The organism is Pseudoxanthomonas broegbernensis (genome assembly GCF_014202435.1).
GTDB classification, from domain to species: Bacteria; Pseudomonadota; Gammaproteobacteria; order Xanthomonadales; family Xanthomonadaceae; genus Pseudoxanthomonas; species Pseudoxanthomonas broegbernensis.
In genome coordinates this window covers 1-13,918 of sequence record NZ_JACHGU010000002.1, presented here as the reverse complement: position 1 = coordinate 13,918, position 13,918 = coordinate 1, and the positions used below count along the sequence as shown (strand labels likewise).

The 13,918-nt window shown below is 73.8% G+C and carries 17 protein-coding genes; 12 read left to right on the top strand and 5 right to left on the bottom strand.

Annotated features, from left to right (window positions below):
* Positions 1 to 225: 225 nt before the first annotated feature.
* From HNR76_RS03540 to HNR76_RS03530, 3 genes are all read left to right on the top strand, one after another.
* On the top strand, positions 226 to 1,083 hold the full coding sequence (locus HNR76_RS03540; protein ID WP_162312220.1) for a response regulator: 858 nt from the start codon (positions 226 to 228) through the stop codon (positions 1,081 to 1,083).
* Positions 1,083 to 1,742 (top strand): response regulator, encoded by a 660-nt coding sequence (locus HNR76_RS03535; protein WP_162312219.1) that lies wholly within the window; start codon positions 1,083 to 1,085, stop codon positions 1,740 to 1,742. Before HNR76_RS03540 ends, HNR76_RS03535 begins: the two co-directional genes overlap by 1 nt.
* Before the next feature lie 113 nt (positions 1,743 to 1,855).
* Positions 1,856 to 2,140 (top strand): hypothetical protein, encoded by a 285-nt coding sequence (locus tag HNR76_RS03530; protein ID WP_162312218.1) that lies wholly within the window; start codon positions 1,856 to 1,858, stop codon positions 2,138 to 2,140.
* 34 nt (positions 2,141 to 2,174) lie between these two features.
* Here the strand turns inward: HNR76_RS03530 and HNR76_RS03525 are convergent, their stop codons facing one another.
* Positions 2,175 to 2,378, bottom strand: coding sequence for a dodecin family protein (locus tag HNR76_RS03525; RefSeq protein ID WP_162312217.1), 204 nt, complete (start codon positions 2,376 to 2,378; stop codon positions 2,175 to 2,177).
* A gap of 154 nt (positions 2,379 to 2,532) precedes the next feature.
* Here HNR76_RS03525 and HNR76_RS03520 point away from each other — a divergent pair, with 154 nt between their 5' ends.
* Entirely contained in the window at positions 2,533 to 3,075 is a 543-nt protein-coding gene (locus tag HNR76_RS03520; protein WP_162312216.1) for a shikimate kinase, read from the top strand.
* Positions 3,072 to 4,175 carry a 3-dehydroquinate synthase gene (gene aroB / locus HNR76_RS03515; RefSeq protein WP_162312215.1) on the top strand — a complete coding sequence of 368 codons (1,104 nt, stop codon included), beginning with the start codon at positions 3,072 to 3,074 and terminating at the stop codon, positions 4,173 to 4,175. Before HNR76_RS03520 ends, aroB begins: the two co-directional genes overlap by 4 nt.
* 38 nt (positions 4,176 to 4,213) lie before the next feature.
* Here the strand turns inward: aroB and HNR76_RS03510 are convergent, their stop codons facing one another.
* Positions 4,214 to 4,828 carry a cysteine hydrolase family protein gene (locus HNR76_RS03510; protein ID WP_162312214.1) on the bottom strand — a complete coding sequence of 205 codons (615 nt, stop codon included), beginning with the start codon at positions 4,826 to 4,828 and terminating at the stop codon, positions 4,214 to 4,216.
* Between the two features lie 94 nt (positions 4,829 to 4,922).
* On the opposite strand from HNR76_RS03510, the gene HNR76_RS03505 reads away from it, so the two are divergent.
* Genes HNR76_RS03505 through hemE form a run of 3 tightly spaced genes read left to right on the top strand, consistent with a single transcriptional unit; the run spans position 4,923 to position 7,290 of the window.
* Entirely contained in the window at positions 4,923 to 5,879 is a 957-nt protein-coding gene (locus HNR76_RS03505) for a GlxA family transcriptional regulator (RefSeq protein ID WP_162312213.1), read from the top strand.
* Positions 5,880 to 5,913: 34 nt separating this feature from the next.
* Positions 5,914 to 6,168 carry a WGR domain-containing protein gene (locus HNR76_RS03500; protein ID WP_162312212.1) on the top strand — a complete coding sequence of 85 codons (255 nt, stop codon included), beginning with the start codon at positions 5,914 to 5,916 and terminating at the stop codon, positions 6,166 to 6,168.
* 48 nt (positions 6,169 to 6,216) lie between these two features.
* Positions 6,217 to 7,290 (top strand): uroporphyrinogen decarboxylase, encoded by a 1,074-nt coding sequence (hemE, locus tag HNR76_RS03495; protein ID WP_162312211.1) that lies wholly within the window; start codon positions 6,217 to 6,219, stop codon positions 7,288 to 7,290.
* Positions 7,291 to 7,418: 128 nt separating this feature from the next.
* Here the strand turns inward: hemE and HNR76_RS03490 are convergent, their stop codons facing one another.
* The gene (locus tag HNR76_RS03490) at positions 7,419 to 10,901 is read right to left on the bottom strand and encodes a hybrid sensor histidine kinase/response regulator (protein WP_246429002.1); all 3,483 of its coding nucleotides are present in this window, start codon (positions 10,899 to 10,901) and stop codon (positions 7,419 to 7,421) included.
* 237 nt (positions 10,902 to 11,138) lie between these two features.
* Between HNR76_RS03490 and HNR76_RS03485 the strand changes: the two genes are divergently transcribed.
* The 3 genes from HNR76_RS03485 to HNR76_RS03475 are packed head-to-tail and all read left to right on the top strand — an operon-like array spanning position 11,139 to position 12,990.
* Positions 11,139 to 11,849 (top strand): YceI family protein, encoded by a 711-nt coding sequence (locus HNR76_RS03485; RefSeq protein WP_162312332.1) that lies wholly within the window; start codon positions 11,139 to 11,141, stop codon positions 11,847 to 11,849.
* On the top strand, positions 11,846 to 12,427 hold the full coding sequence (locus tag HNR76_RS03480) for a cytochrome b (RefSeq protein ID WP_162312331.1): 582 nt from the start codon (positions 11,846 to 11,848) through the stop codon (positions 12,425 to 12,427). The genes HNR76_RS03485 and HNR76_RS03480 overlap by 4 nt, the downstream gene beginning before the upstream one ends.
* The gene (locus HNR76_RS03475) at positions 12,424 to 12,990 is read left to right on the top strand and encodes a YceI family protein (RefSeq protein ID WP_162312330.1); all 567 of its coding nucleotides are present in this window, start codon (positions 12,424 to 12,426) and stop codon (positions 12,988 to 12,990) included. The genes HNR76_RS03480 and HNR76_RS03475 overlap by 4 nt, the downstream gene beginning before the upstream one ends.
* A gap of 57 nt (positions 12,991 to 13,047) precedes the next feature.
* Here the strand turns inward: HNR76_RS03475 and HNR76_RS03470 are convergent, their stop codons facing one another.
* Positions 13,048 to 13,485, bottom strand: coding sequence for a hypothetical protein (locus HNR76_RS03470; RefSeq protein WP_162312329.1), 438 nt, complete (start codon positions 13,483 to 13,485; stop codon positions 13,048 to 13,050).
* Positions 13,482 to 13,709, bottom strand: a complete 228-nt coding sequence (locus tag HNR76_RS03465) for a glutaredoxin family protein (RefSeq protein WP_162312328.1) — start codon at positions 13,707 to 13,709, stop codon at positions 13,482 to 13,484. The genes HNR76_RS03470 and HNR76_RS03465 overlap by 4 nt, the downstream gene beginning before the upstream one ends.
* A gap of 114 nt (positions 13,710 to 13,823) precedes the next feature.
* On the opposite strand from HNR76_RS03465, the gene HNR76_RS03460 reads away from it, so the two are divergent.
* The coding region (locus HNR76_RS03460) for a serine dehydratase beta chain (protein ID WP_183982109.1) at positions 13,824 to 13,918 on the top strand (95 nt) is incomplete at its 3' end.

Here is a 13,918-nt window from a genome sequence, read left to right as displayed (position 1 = left end):
GGCACGGCGCCATGGCTTCCCGCGCCCTGGCTGGCCGGGCTGCTCGTCCTGGGCATGTTCGCCCCCCTGGTCCATTTCCTGCGCAGGCAACGGCTTTCCCCCGGAACCGGTCCCCAGCCGGCCACGGCGGCCTTCCCGCACAGGCCGCATGTCGCCGCCCCCGGTCCGCGGAGGATGCATGGGCCGGCCGCGCCGCGAACCTCCGAACCCGTTAGCGCCGCACCATTGCCGGTCCAAGCGCGGCAGCCGGCCGCCACGCTCCAGCGTTCCAAGCCGCCCCGTTCCCGGGGGAGGGTCCGCGCCGATCCGCCCCGCGGCCAGGCCGCGCACCGCATCCTGGTCGCCGAGGACCAGCCGATCAACCGTGCGGTGATCTCCAGCCAACTGCAGCGGCTGGGCTACCGCCACGCCCTGGCGGAGAACGGCGAGCAGGCGCTGCGGATGCTGGCGCGCGGGCATTTCGACCTGCTGCTCACCGACTGCCACATGCCGGTGCTCGACGGCTATGCGCTGGCGCGCCGCATCCGCGACGGCGAACGCGACGGACGCGCGCGCCTGCCGATCGTGGCGCTGTCGGCCAGCGCGGCCCACGACCCCCTGCACCGCTGCGCCGAGTGCGGGATGGACGGCTTCCTGGGCAAGCCCGTGCACCTGCACGAACTGCGGCACGAACTGCTGCGGCACCTCGGCCCGCCCGGCGACGCCGGCCCCGTGCGGCCAAAGCCGGAAACCGGGCCGGCACCGGCCGGCGCGGCGGACGGCCCGCGGCTGGACCGCCTGGTCGAAGCCTTCGGCTCGCAGCAACTCGCCGCGCGGATGCTGCGGCAACTGCTCGATGCCGGGCGCCGGGACCTGGCCGAACTGGACCGGGCCCTGGACACCGGCACCCGCGTCCGCCAGCGCGAGCTGCTGCACCGCATCGACGGCGCCCTGCGCCTGCTCGGCGGCGAGGGCGGCGAAGGCCCGTCCCGCGCCGGCAACCGTGCGCACCGCGATGCGCTGGCGCGGCGGCTGGAAGAACTGGAACGCCTCGCCGGCCGGCTCGCCCCGCCGCCCGCCGGCCGCGACGCGGAGGACGCCTGATGCCGGACCCGGGCGCGCCGCTGCGGATCGTCCTCGCCGACGACCATCCGGTCGTGCGCAGCGGCGTGCGCTCGCTGCTGGAAGGCAGCGCGCGCGTCCGCATCGTGGCCGAGGCGGCGACCGCGGAGGAGCTGTTCGCCGCCGTCGCGCGCGAGCCGGCCGACCTGGTCATCACCGATTTCAGCATGCCCGGCGGCGGCACCGCCGATGGCCTGAGCATGCTCGCCCGCCTGCGCCTGCGCTGGCCGGAACTGCCCGTGCTGGTCCTGACCGTGGCCGCCAACGTCGACGTGCTGCGCTCGATCCTGGCCACCGGCGTGCTGGGCTTGCTCAACAAGTCCGACGCGCTGGCCGAGCTCACCCTCGCCGTGGCCGCGGTATCGCACCGGCGCTCCTACCTGGGCGCGGGCATCCGCCGGCTGTTCGAGGACATGGGCGCGGACGGCGGCGGCATCGGCCCGGGCGAATCGCTGTCGCGGCGCGAGATCGAGGTGCTGCGCCTGTTCGCCTCCGGGCTCACCGTCTCGGAGATCGCCCGGCGCCTGAGCCGCAGCGTGAAGACGGTGAGCCGCCAGAAGATGGACGCGATGGCCAAGCTCGGCCTGCGCAACGACCTGGAAATCTACGCCTACGCGCGCCGCCATGGCCTGCTGCCCTGACCGCCACCTCAGGCCGAGTGCGCGGCGGGTCGAGGAACCGCGCTTTTCAGACGATTCCGATGGCGATGCACGGCGGCCGGCGCCACCATCGCGCCATGGACACGATGCTGGCAATGCCGATTGTTCCCAGGCATGCGTCAACCGCCAAGGATGAGGCTGTACCACGCGGGGCCACGCCGCACGATCGGCGCCGCGTCGATGCCGACACCTGGCACCGCCTGACCCAGGCGGCGGTGACGATGGCCTGGAGCCGCGACCCCGACGTGATGAGCGACCTGGTCGCCACGTTGATGGACATCCACCTGCACCACTGCGACCGCCTGCCCGATCGCACCCTGGACGAGCTGCACCTGATGATCTCGCTGGAACTGCAGCAGCTTTCGGGCGAACCGGACTGAACCGCGCCGGCGGCCGGCGCGGCGCTCGGACGCGCTACTGCACGACGAAGGTCACCCGCATGTTGATCCGCCACTCGAGCACGTTGCCCTGAGCATCGGTCTCGACCTTGGTCTCGTTGATCCAGGCGCCCTGGATGCCCTGCACGGTCTCGGCGACCTTCCTCAATCCCGTCTTCACCGCATCCTCGACGCTGGTCTTGGAGGACGCGCTGATCTCGATGACTTTCGCGACCGACATATCCATCTCCGCTGTATGGCGCCACGCGCCGTGGAGCGCCAGCATCGCCGGCGGCGCGTTAAGGCCACGGCACGGCCGCGCGCGCCGGGCGCGGGCTTCGTTGCAGGGGTGACCAATGCCGCTGGATGCGACCGCGGTGCTAGCATCCACACCCATGAATCCCGCACCCAATCTCGTGCTGGTCGGCCCGATGGGCGCCGGCAAGACCTCGATCGGACGACGCCTGGCCGAACGCTTCGGCCTGGATTTCGTCGACGCCGACCATTTCGTCGAGCAGCGCACCGGCGCCACCATCGCCGCGATCTTCGAGCACGTGGGCGAATCCGGCTTCCGCGAGCGCGAGAGCGGCGCGCTGGCCGAACTGCTGGCCGGCGAAGGACGGCTGGTCGCCACCGGCGGCGGCGCGGTCCTCGACGCCGGCAACCGCCGGCTGATGCGCGCGCGCAGCTTCGTGGCCTACCTCAGCGCGGACCTGGACTCGCAACTGCGCCGCCTGGGCCGCGACCGCACCCGCCCGCTGCTGCAGCGCGGCGACCGCGAGCAGGTGCTGCGCGACCTGGCCGAATTCCGCGAACCGCTGTACCGCGAAGTGGCCGACCTGGTGATGGAGACCGACCACCTGACCGCCAGCGAGGCGGCCGTGCGCCTGGGCATGCTGCTGGCCGAGCGCTGGAGCATGAGCGGGGCGGCGGCATGAGCGCGATCAGCACGGTCGACGTCGGCGGCGCGGCCCCCTACCGGATCGAGATCGGCCCCGGCCTGCTGGGCGACGGCGCGCGGCTGGCGGCGCAGGCGCGTGGCCGCCACGCGCTGCTGATCAGCGACCGCCACGTCGCGCCGCTGTATGCGCACGGGGTGGAGGCCGCGCTGCGCGCCGCGCGCCCGGACCTGCACCTGGCCACCCACGTCATGCCCGCCGGCGAGTCGCACAAGACCCTGGCCTGCTTCGGCGAGGCGATCGAAGCCCTGGCCGAGCTGGGCGCCACCCGCGATGCCACCGTGTACGCCCTCGGCGGCGGGGTGGTCGGCGACCTGGCGGGCTTCGCCGCGGCGTGCTGGATGCGCGGGGTGGACTGCGTGCAATTGCCGACCACGCTGCTGTCGATGGTCGATTCCTCGGTGGGCGGCAAGACCGCGGTGGACATCCCCCAGGGCAAGAACCTGGTCGGCGCCTTCCATCCGCCGCGCGCGGTGATCGCCGACACCGCCGCGCTGCGCACCCTGCCCGCCCGCGAACTGCGCGCCGGCCTGGCCGAGGTGATCAAGTACGGCGCCCTGGGCGACCCGCTGTTCTTCCAGTGGCTGGAAGCCGAGCGCGAGGCGCTGCTGGCCAGCGACGATCACGCCCTGGCCGAGGCCATCGCCCGCAGTTGCGCGCACAAGGCCGGCATCGTGGAGCGCGACCCGCTGGAAAAGGGCGAGCGCGCCCTGCTCAACCTGGGCCACACCTTCGGCCACGCCGTCGAGGCCGAGCAGGGCTATTCCGGCGACGGTCGCGACGCGCTCAACCATGGCGAAGCGGTGGCCGTGGGCATGGTCCTGGCCGCGCGCCTGTCGGCGATGCTGGGCATGGCCCCGGACGCGGACACCGAGCGCCTGCGCGCGCTGCTGGACGCCTACGGCCTGCCGACCGCGCTGCCCGCCGGGCTGGCCCCGGAGGCGCTGCTGGCGCGGATGCGGCTGGACAAGAAGAACCTGGCCGGCCGCCTGCGCCTGGTGCTGTGGCGCGGCATCGGCCGCGCCGAGGTGGTGCCCGGCGTGGACGAGGCCCGGGTGCTGGACGTGCTGGCCGGCTGAGCCGCCTGCGGCGGCCCGTCGGCGCCGCGTTGCCGGCCTTACGCGGCGCGCGAGCGCAAGTGCGAGCGCACCACGTCGTCCGGCACCAGCCGCCGGTCGTTGCGCACCGCCCGCTTCCATCCCTCGGCATCGGTCACGGCGGCGAAGTTACTGTGCAGCACCACCAGCGCGACCCGGTGCAGTTCCTCGGCGCCGGCGCGGCCAGCCGCGTTGGCGTAGGCCGGCGAACCGGCGGCATCGGCCAGCACCTCCACGCTCAGGCCGCGCTGGGATGCGTCCAGGGCGGTGGCCAGCAGGCAGTTGTGGGTCATGTACCCGGCCAGGACCAGGGTGTCGATCCCTCGCGCGCGCAGCCAGTCGTCCAGTCCCGTGCCGGCCAGGGCGCTGGCCTGGCGCTTGTCCAGGCGCAGGTCGCAGGCCTGCCGTTCCACCTGCGGATGCAGTTGCCAGCCATGGCTGCCCGGCGCGAACGCCGGCGCGCCCTCCACCGTGCCGTGCCGCACCGCCACGACCGGGATGCCCGCCGCGCGCGCGGCCTCCATCGCATCGACGATGCGCGGCAGCGACTGCGCCACGGGGGGATGGGCGATGGGCATGACGCCGTCGAAATATTCGTTCTGGACGTCGATCACCAGCAGGGCGCGGCGGGGCATCGGCAAGGCTCCAACGGGGAAGTTGCGGCGATTCTCGTCCGCGCCGGACCGGGCTACGAGTGGCCCGAACGCCAATATTCGCTAGTATCGGGCCATGGCCCTGCCTCGCGTCGCCGTGGTCGCCTTCGACCGGATCAGCCCGTTCCACCTGTCGGTGCCGTGCATGGTGCTCGACGGGCACGCGACCCGGCGCGCGCCCGTCTTCGACCTGCGCGTGTGCGCCCCCGAGCCGGGAACGCTGCGCACCGACGCCGGCTTCGGCCTGCACGTGAGGCACGGCCTGCGCACCCTGGACCGCGCCGACATCGTGGTCGTGCCGAGCTGGCACGGCGCGGAAGAGCCCGCGCCGCCGGCGCTGTGCCGGGCGCTGCGCCGCGCCCACGCGCGCGGGGCACGGCTGGTCGGCCTGTGCCTGGGCAGCTTCGTGCTGGCCGACGCAGGCCTGCTGGACGGGCGCCCGGCCACCACCCACTGGGCGGCGATGGAGGCCTTCGCCCGGCGCCACCCGCGGGTAAGCCTGCAACCGGACGTGCTCTACGTGGACGACGGCGACGTGCTCACCTCGGCCGGCACCGCCGCCGGCATCGACTGCTGCCTGCACCTGGTGCGGCAGTGGCACGGCGCGGCCGTGGCCGGCCGCATCGCGCGCGGCATGGTCGTGGCCCCCCACCGGCAAGGCGGGCAGGCGCAATACATCGAGCAGCCCCTGCCGGCCGACGCCGGCGACGCGCGCCTGGACGCCGTGCTGGCCTGGGCCCTGGCGCACCTGGACACGCCGCTGGACGTGGATGCCCTGGCCACGCGCGCGCTGATGAGCCGGCGTACCTTCACCCGGCGCTTCCGCCAGGCCACCGGCAGCAGCCCGCTGCAGTGGCTGGCGCACCAGCGGCTGGTGCGGGCGCAGCGCCTGCTGGAGGAAACCGGCGCGCCGCTGGAGCGGGTGGCCGCGCAGGCCGGGTTCGGCAGCGCCGCGTCGCTGCGCCTGCGCTTTTCCGCGGCGCTGGGCGTGTCGCCCTCGGCCTGGCGGCGCAGCTTCCGCGGGCGCGCCTGAGCGGCCGGGCCACGGCCGGCTACAATCACGGCCCATGCGCATCCTCCTGCAGCAGCGCCCGCCCCCGGGCGAGGCTCCCCGCTATCTGCAACTGACCCTGCAGCCGGACCTGTTCGGCGGCTGGGAGTTGCTGCGCGAAAGCGGCCAGGTCGGCGGCAGGTCGCAGTTGCGCCGCGAGCAGTACCTGCTGCAGGCCGAGGCCACCGCCGCGTTCGAGAAGGCCCGCGACGGCCAGCTCAAACGCGGCTACCAGGTGATGTTCGTCAGCGGCGCCGAGGCGCCGAAATAAAATAACCCGCTGCGGCGGCCCGCCTTCCCTCCCCCGTATAGGTAGACCGTGTCCGACACCCTCGCCAACGACCGCCTGCTGCGCGCCCTGCGCCGGCAGCCCGTGGACCGCACCCCCGTCTGGCTGATGCGCCAGGCCGGCCGCTACCTGCCCGAGTACCGCGCCACCCGCGCCGCCGCCGGCAGCTTCCTGGCCATGGCCAAGAACCCCGAGCTTGCCTGCGAGGTGACCCTGCAGCCGCTGCGGCGCTTTCCGCTGGACGCGGCGATCCTGTTCTCCGACATCCTCACCGTGCCCGATGCGATGGGCCTGGGCCTGTACTTCGTGGAAGGCGAAGGCCCCAAGTTCGAGCGCCCGGTACGCGAGGAGGCCGACGTGGCCCGCCTGGCGGTGCCGGACATGGAGACCGAACTGCGCTACGTGATGGACGCAGTGCGCACCATCCGCCGCGAACTGGGCGGCAAGGTGCCGCTGATCGGCTTCTCCGGCAGCCCGTGGACCCTGGCCTGCTACATGGTCGAGGGCGGCGGCAGCGACAACTACGCCCGAATCAAGGCCATGGCCTTCGACCGCCCGGAACTGCTGCACCGCATGCTGGGCACGATCACCGACGCGGTGATCGCCTACCTGTCGGCGCAGCGCGTGGCAGGCGCGCAGGCACTGCAGGTGTTCGACACCTGGGGCGGGGTGCTGTCGCCCGCGCTGTACCGCCAGTTCTCGCTGCCCTACCTGGAGCGCATCGCGCGCGAGCTCGACCGGGGCGAAGGCGACGCGCGCGCGCCGCTCATCCTGTTCGGCAAGGGCAACGCGCCGCACCTGGAGGCGCTGGCCGCCAGCGGCGCCGACGCGGTGGGCGTGGACTGGCTGGTCGGCCTGGACGAGGCCGCACGCCGCGTCGGCGGCCGCGTCGCGCTGCAGGGCAACCTGGACCCGGCCACACTGTACGCCCATCCGCGGGTCATCGCCGGCGAGGCCGCGCGCGTGCTGGACGACTACGCCGCCGGCAACGGCGGCTCGCGCGAGGGCCACGTGTTCAACCTCGGCCACGGGATGTCGCCGGACATGAACCCCGAGCACGTGGCCGCGCTGGTCGAGGCGGTACACGCGCACAGCGCGCGCTGACCTCCCCGCGCCGGCCTCCACGGAGAAGGCGTGCGGCCGGGGGCGGTCCGCCCGCGTCGCTCCGGCGGGCGCCAAGCGAGGACCGCCGCCACCGGGCCGCGGCTATCGCGCCGACGGCCGGCGCCGCTTCATCCGGCCACCACTTCCGGCAGCACGGCGTCGATGGCGGCGGCGAGCATCTGGCCCGTCACCGGCTTGCGCAGGAAGCCGTCGAAACCCGCCGCGCGCGCCTGCTGCTCGGCGTCCACGTCGGCGCGCGCGGTGACCGCCAGCAAGGGCGGCGCGAATCCCTGGGCGCGCAGTTGCCGCGCCAGCGCCAGCCCATCCATGCCCGGCAGGTCCAGGTCCAGCAGGGCCAGGTCGAACCGCGCCACCGCCACGTTGCCCAACGCGGCCAGGCCGTGCGGCGCATGGGCCACGCGATGGCCCTGCGCGCGCAACAGGCTGGCCACGACCTCGGCCACGTCGGGATCGTCCTCCACCAGCAGCAGGTCCAGGTGGCGGGTACCGCGGTCGGCGGTGCGCGGCACCGTGGCGACCACCTCGGCCTCCGGCAACGGCAGTTCCACGCGGAAGACGGTGCCGCGGCCCAGCATGCTGTCCACCTCCACGCGCCCGTTCATGGCCGCCGCCAGTTCCTGGCAGATCGCCAGGCCCAGGCCGCTGCCGCCGTAGCGGGCACTGGTGCGCGCGCCATCGGCCTGCTCGAAGCGGCGGAACAGGCGTTCCTTCTGCTCCTCGTTCAGGCCCGGCCCGGTGTCGCGCACCGCAAACACCACGCCGCCGCCGGCACCGGCGGCCACCCCGAGCACCACTTCGCCATGGTCGGTGAACTTGATCGCATTGCCGACCAGGTTGAGCAGGATCTGGCAGACCCGCACCGGATCGCCGCGCAGGCCGTGCGGCGCGTCCTCGGCGATGCGCACGTGGAAGGCCAGGCCGCGCTGCTCGGCGCCCGGCGCCATCAGCGCGGCCACCTCGCCCACCAGTGCGCGCAGTTCGAACGGCTGGTCGTCCAGCTCCAGCTTGCCGGCCTCGATCCGGGCCATGTCCAGAGCGTCGTTGACCAGCCGCAGCAGGTGCTCGCCGGCGCGGCGGATGGACTCGACGTAGCCGCGCTCGCGCGGCTCCAGGCGGCTGTCCAGCAGCAGCTCGCTCATGCCGAGCACGCCGGTCATCGGAGTGCGGATCTCGTGCCCGAGGGTGGCCAGGAACCGGCTCTTGGCCTGCGAGGCCTGCTCGGCCAGTTCCTGCTTGTGCACGGCCAGTTGCCACTGGTTGCGGCGGCGCAGGCGGCTTCGATAGACCAGGGCGGCGCCGCCCAGCAGCAGCGCCGCGACCACGGCCAGGGCCAGCAGGCCCCAGCCGCTGCGCCACCACGGCGGCGATACCCGGAACGCCAGTTCGTGCACCGGCGACCACGGCTGGTCCGCACCGCCGGAGGCCTGCAACTGCAGGCGGTAGGCCCCCGGCGGCAGGCGCGAGAAGACCCGCTCGCCCCCCGGCCCTTCGTACCAGTCGGTGTCGAAGCCCAGCAGGCGCGACCGGTAGCGGTTGGAATCGGGGTCGTCGAACACGAGCAGCCGGGTGCTCACCCTCATCTCGCTATCGCCCGGCTCCAGCTCGAAGCCGCCGCTCGCCGGCAGTTCCAGCAGGCGCTCGCCGCGGCGCACGCGCACCGCGTCCACCATCACCCGCGGCACCGGCCGGACCGGGTCGTGCATGCGGGTATCGAGCAAAAGCAGCGAGCCGTCGCCGGTACTGGCCACCAGCACGCCGGTGGCGTCCAGGACCAGCGCGCGCTCGGCGAATTCCTGGCTGGGCAAGCCTTCGCGCACGCCGAACCCGCGTACCGAGGCCGCCCGGCCATGGTCCGGCGGCTCCACCCGGAACAGGCCGCGGCGCGTGGCCAGCCATGCCCGGTGCCGGGCATCGACCACCAGGCCGGTGGCCTCGGTGGCGGGGATGCCCTCGGCCGGCCCCAGCCGCGCCATCCGCGTCCAGGCATCGTCCGTCCACACCCACAGTTCCAGGCCGGCCAGGCTCTGCAGCCACAGCCGGTGGCGCCCGTCGAAAGCGAAGGCCAGCACCGGCACATCCGCCGGCACCATCCCGGGCAGCGCGACGAAGGCGCGGTTGGCCGGGTCCCAGCGCAGCAGCCGGCGGTCCTCGGCGATCCAGGGCATGCCGTCCGGACCGATGCCCATGGCGGAGAAATCGGCCTTGGCCAGGCCGGGCGTCTGGCCCGGGCGCAGCATCTCCAGCACCTTGCCGCTGCGCAGGTCGCGGCGCTGCAGGCCGGCGGCGCCGCTGCCCAGCCACAGCGAGCCGTCCGGGGATTCCAGCAGCCAGTCCAGGGTTCCATTGCGGGGGATCGCATCCTCGCCGTCTTCGACCTGCCATTCCCGCACCTGGCCCCGCGCATCGATCCGGGTCAGCGCGTCCTGCTGGCCCAGCCACACCTGCCCGTAGCGGTCCTCCAGCACCGCGCGCAGGCGGCTGCGTTCGCGCAAGGGCGGCAGCTCCGGCCGCTGAACGGCCTTGCCGCTGGCCGTGTCCAGGTGTTCGAGGATGCCGGTGCTGCCGGCCAGCCAGACCCCTCCTTTCCTGGCCCGGGCGATGCCGCGGTACAGGCCGCCGCGCAGGCCCTGGGCCTCGCCCAGTACGGCGGTGCGCCGCCAGTCCGCGCGCAGGTAGCCCAGGCCGCGCGACGGCAGCGTGACCCACAGGCCGCCATCGTCCTGGTACAGCAGCGCCTGGACGATGTTGTTGATGCCCAGCGCCTTGGATTCGTGCAGCACCGGCTCCGGCGCGCCGCCCGCCGGCGCATGCCACAGGCCGTCGCGGGTGGCGATCCAGTGGCCGCCCCGGCCGTCCTCGCTCATCGCCGTGACCGCGCGGCGCGCGGCGAAGTCCGCGGCCCAGTCCGGCGCATCCCAGGTGCCGCCATCGTGCAGGCGGAACAGGCCGCGCGGGGTGCCCACCCAGGTCGACGCGTCATCGCGCCACAGCGATACCACCGGCGCCCACGGATGGGGGCCGGGCAGCGGCACGCGCAGCATCCGGCCATCGCCGCCGTCGCGCCGCACCAGGCCCCGCAGCGTGGCCACCAGCGCATTGCCGGCCGGGTCGAACGCCAGCGCGAGGATCGCCTTGTCCATCGCCGCGTCCACGTCCGCGACGCCGGCCCGCAGGCGTTCCACCCGCTCGTCCGCACCGATCCGGTACAGGCCGCCGCCGTAGGTGCCGAACCAGACGTCGTCCCCATAGCCGGCCACGGCGAACACGTCGTCGCTCTCCATGGCCGGATGGTCGGCCTTGCGGAAATGGCGGAACGCGGTGCGGCCGGACTCCATCACGCTCACGCCGCCGCTTTCGCTGGCGACCCAGACGCGGTCGCGCCCGTCCACGTACAGCGCCTGCAGCACGTTGCCCGGAAGCGAGGCCGGGTCGTCGGGATCGTGGCGCCAGACGCGCAAGCCGATGCCGTCGTAGCGCGCCAGCCCGTCCCAGGTCGCCGCCCACAGATAGCCGTCGCGGTCGCGCGCCAGGCAGGTGACGGTGGTGGCCGGCAGGCCGTCGCCGGGGCCGAGCACGCGGAACCTGGGCATTTCGGGCACCGCCGCGTGGACGCCGAACGATGCCAGAACGAACCACACGCACAGCCAGCGCCGCATCGCCGTCCCCTCTCCCCCTGTCCGCTCGAATCCTCGCAACGGTTCGTTGCAGGCGCAAGCCGGGCCATTATCGCGGGTATGCCTAGAATGCCGGCCATGCGTGCCCGCCTGCCCCGCCGGAGCCCCCCGCCCGCCCGCCGCCACCGTGCGGCGGGGGCCGCGGCCGCGGCGATGTTCACGTTGTGCGCGGCCGCCATGCCGCGCGCGGGGGCCGCACCGGCGCGCTACGAACTGGACCCGGTCCACACGCGGGTGCAGTTCGCGGTGTGGCACGCCGGCTTCTCGCAGGCGCTGGGCACGGTGTCGGGCAGCACCGGCACGCTGGAGTTCGACCCGGACGACTGGACCGGCGCGCGCCTGGACGTGACCGTGCCGCTGCAGCGCCTGGACCTGGGCGATGCGGGATGGAACCGCGCGGCGCTGGCGCGCAACCTGCTCGACGGCCAGCGCTGGCCGCTGGCGCGCTTCGTCTCCGAGCGGGTCGAACCGCTCGCCCCGGACCGGTTCATCGTCCACGGCCGCCTGAGCCTGCACGGCGTCACCCGCGAACTGCCGCTGGAAGTCAGGTTCAACGCGCTCAGGCGGCATCCGCTGCCGCCGTTCCGCCGCGTGGCGGGCTTCTCCGCCACCGCGGTGCTGGAACGCAGCGCGTTCGGCATCGACGCCTGGCCGTCGATGATCGGCGAGCGCGTTGAGCTGCGGATCGAGGCCGAGGCGGTACGCGCGCGCGGCGCGTCCGGCGGCCAGGACGGCCACGCGGAAAGCGCAGCCCTTCCGGAATGGAGCGACCCCGGCGACGAGCCCGCTCCCGTTTCCGACCCACCCGCCGAGTGCGTTTGCGATCCGTCCCAGCCCGCCCGCCAGGAGCCGACCCTGCCATGAACCTGAAGAACACCGCCGACCGCTGGGGCGGCGTCAGCCAGTTCCTGCACTGGACCATCGCCGTGCTGATCCTGACGATCGGCGCCGTGGGGCTGGTGATGGGCGAGCTGCCGCGCACGCCGAAGTACTTCTGGGTGTACACCGCGCACAAATCGCTGGGTCTGACCGTGCTGGCGCTGGTGCTGGCGCGGATCGGCTGGCGGCTGTACGCCGGCGCGCCCAAGCCGGTACCGGGTACGCCGCGCTGGCAGGCGTGGATGGCCTCGGCCACGCACGGCGCGATCTACCTGCTGATCCTGGCCATGCCGCTGTCGGGCTGGCTGTACGACTCGGCCAGCGGGCTGCGCCCGTTCCGCTGGTTCGGCCTGGCCGAAGTGCCCAAGCTCGCCGCGCCGGACGAGGCCCTGGCCAGCACGGCGCACAGCACGCACGAATGGTTGTTCTGGCTGCTGATCGCGCTGGTGCTGGCCCATGCCGGCGCCGCGCTCCACCACCATTTCGTCCAGCGCGACGCCACCCTGGCGCGGATGCTGCCGCGCCGCTGGATCTCTCCCCCACGAAACGAGGACTCCGCATGACCGTCAAGCTCACCACGCCCGCCGCCGTCGCCGCCGCGCTGGCGGCGATGCTGGCCGCCCCCACCGCGCACGCCGCCGACTACGTCCAGGCCGCCGGCTCCACCCTGGTCTTCGCCAGCCGCTACGACGGCGAGCTGTTCACCGGCCGCTTCTCCGATTTCGACACCAAGGTCAGCTTCGACCCGGCCAAGCCGGAAGCGGGCAGCCTGGACGTGACCATCGCCCTGTCCAGCGCGGCCACCGGCAACGACGATCGCGATTCCACGCTCAAGACCTCCGACTTCTTCGACATCGCCCGGTTCGCCCAGGCCCGCTACACCGCCAGCGGCTTCCGCAAGCTGGCCGATGGCCAGTACGCCGCCGACGGCACCCTGGAACTGCGTGGCGTGCGCAAGCCGGTGACCCTGACCTTCGGCTGGAGCGGCGGCGCGCAGCCGGTGCTCAGCGGCAAGGCGGTGGTCAAGCGGCTGGACTTCGGCGTGGGCGACGGCGACTGGTCCGACACCGCGGCCATTCCCAACGAGGTCAACATCAGCACCCGCGTGCTTCTGAAAGCCCTGTAGAAACCGGCAGCGCGGGCGCCGGCCCGCTGCCGGCCTGCCGGCGCCCGGCCGCCGCTCCTAGGGGCTGGGCGGCGGCAGCGCGAAGCAGCCGCCCCGGCCGTCCGCCCCGCGCAGGCAGGCACGGTCACCGCCGGCGGCGAAGCCGTACACCGCGCCGTCGCCGGTCAGGACCACCGCTTCCCAGGTGCTGTCGTCGTGGCCCAGGCGCAGCGGCGCGGGGGGCGCCGGCGCGTCCAGGAACGCCTGGGCGGCCGCATCCCGCAGGATCCGCCTGATGTTGGCCAGGTCGCGGTCGGCCGTGGTGCTGGTGATCGCCTTCAGCAGCACCACCCGGACGATGGCGTCGGGATCCAGCACGTCGCCGACCCGGCGCCCGGCCCATTCCGAAGCGCTGCCGGTACGCGCGGACTTGGCCAGGTCCACGTCGCCGCCTGCCGCCGCGCCGCTGGCCAGGCCGCCCAGCGCGGCCAGCAGCGGCGCCCAGCCGGCGCTCATTCCAGCCACTGCCGCACCGCCTCCGCGGCGAACGGCCAATCCAGCTCGGCGCCGGTGGCGACGTCGCGCAGCACCGGCACCCTCAGGCCGTAGCGGGCCTCCAGCGAAGGGTCGCCGTCGATGAAGACGCTGTCCGGCTCGGGCAGGCGTGCCTGGGCGAGCAGGGCCAGCGCCTGGTCGCACAGGTGGCAGTCGTCGCGTTGGTAGAGGGCGTAGCGGGACATCCGGGTTTCCGTGGCGGGCCAGCCGACACGGTAGCCCAGCCGCATTCCGCAGCGCACCATGCCGGTTGCACGCGAAACAAATACACTTCGGCGATCGCCTCCCGATCCCTCGCGATGGCCGTCAGCACGTTCGACCTGTTCAAGATTGGCATCGGGCCCAGTTCCTCGCATACCGTCGGGCCGATGCGCGCGGCCGCGCGCTTCGTCCA

Coding starts and splice junctions, on each gene's coding strand:
- HNR76_RS03465 (WP_162312328.1), bottom strand. CDS start 13,709: ATGTCCCGCTACGCCCTCTACCAACGCGACGACTGCCACCTGTGCGAC.
- HNR76_RS03485 (WP_162312332.1), top strand. CDS start 11,139: ATGTTCACGTTGTGCGCGGCCGCCATGCCGCGCGCGGGGGCCGCACCG.
- HNR76_RS03510 (WP_162312214.1), bottom strand. CDS start 4,828: ATGCCCCGCCGCGCCCTGCTGGTGATCGACGTCCAGAACGAATATTTC.
- HNR76_RS03475 (WP_162312330.1), top strand. CDS start 12,424: ATGACCGTCAAGCTCACCACGCCCGCCGCCGTCGCCGCCGCGCTGGCG.
- HNR76_RS03470 (WP_162312329.1), bottom strand. CDS start 13,485: ATGAGCGCCGGCTGGGCGCCGCTGCTGGCCGCGCTGGGCGGCCTGGCC.
- aroB (WP_162312215.1), top strand. CDS start 3,072: ATGAGCGCGATCAGCACGGTCGACGTCGGCGGCGCGGCCCCCTACCGG.
- HNR76_RS03525 (WP_162312217.1), bottom strand. CDS start 2,378: ATGTCGGTCGCGAAAGTCATCGAGATCAGCGCGTCCTCCAAGACCAGC.
- HNR76_RS03490 (WP_246429002.1), bottom strand. CDS start 10,901: ATGCCCAGGTTCCGCGTGCTCGGCCCCGGCGACGGCCTGCCGGCCACC.
- HNR76_RS03530 (WP_162312218.1), top strand. CDS start 1,856: ATGCCGATTGTTCCCAGGCATGCGTCAACCGCCAAGGATGAGGCTGTA.
- HNR76_RS03505 (WP_162312213.1), top strand. CDS start 4,923: ATGGCCCTGCCTCGCGTCGCCGTGGTCGCCTTCGACCGGATCAGCCCG.
- HNR76_RS03535 (WP_162312219.1), top strand. CDS start 1,083: ATGCCGGACCCGGGCGCGCCGCTGCGGATCGTCCTCGCCGACGACCAT.
- HNR76_RS03500 (WP_162312212.1), top strand. CDS start 5,914: ATGCGCATCCTCCTGCAGCAGCGCCCGCCCCCGGGCGAGGCTCCCCGC.
- HNR76_RS03520 (WP_162312216.1), top strand. CDS start 2,533: ATGAATCCCGCACCCAATCTCGTGCTGGTCGGCCCGATGGGCGCCGGC.
- HNR76_RS03480 (WP_162312331.1), top strand. CDS start 11,846: ATGAACCTGAAGAACACCGCCGACCGCTGGGGCGGCGTCAGCCAGTTC.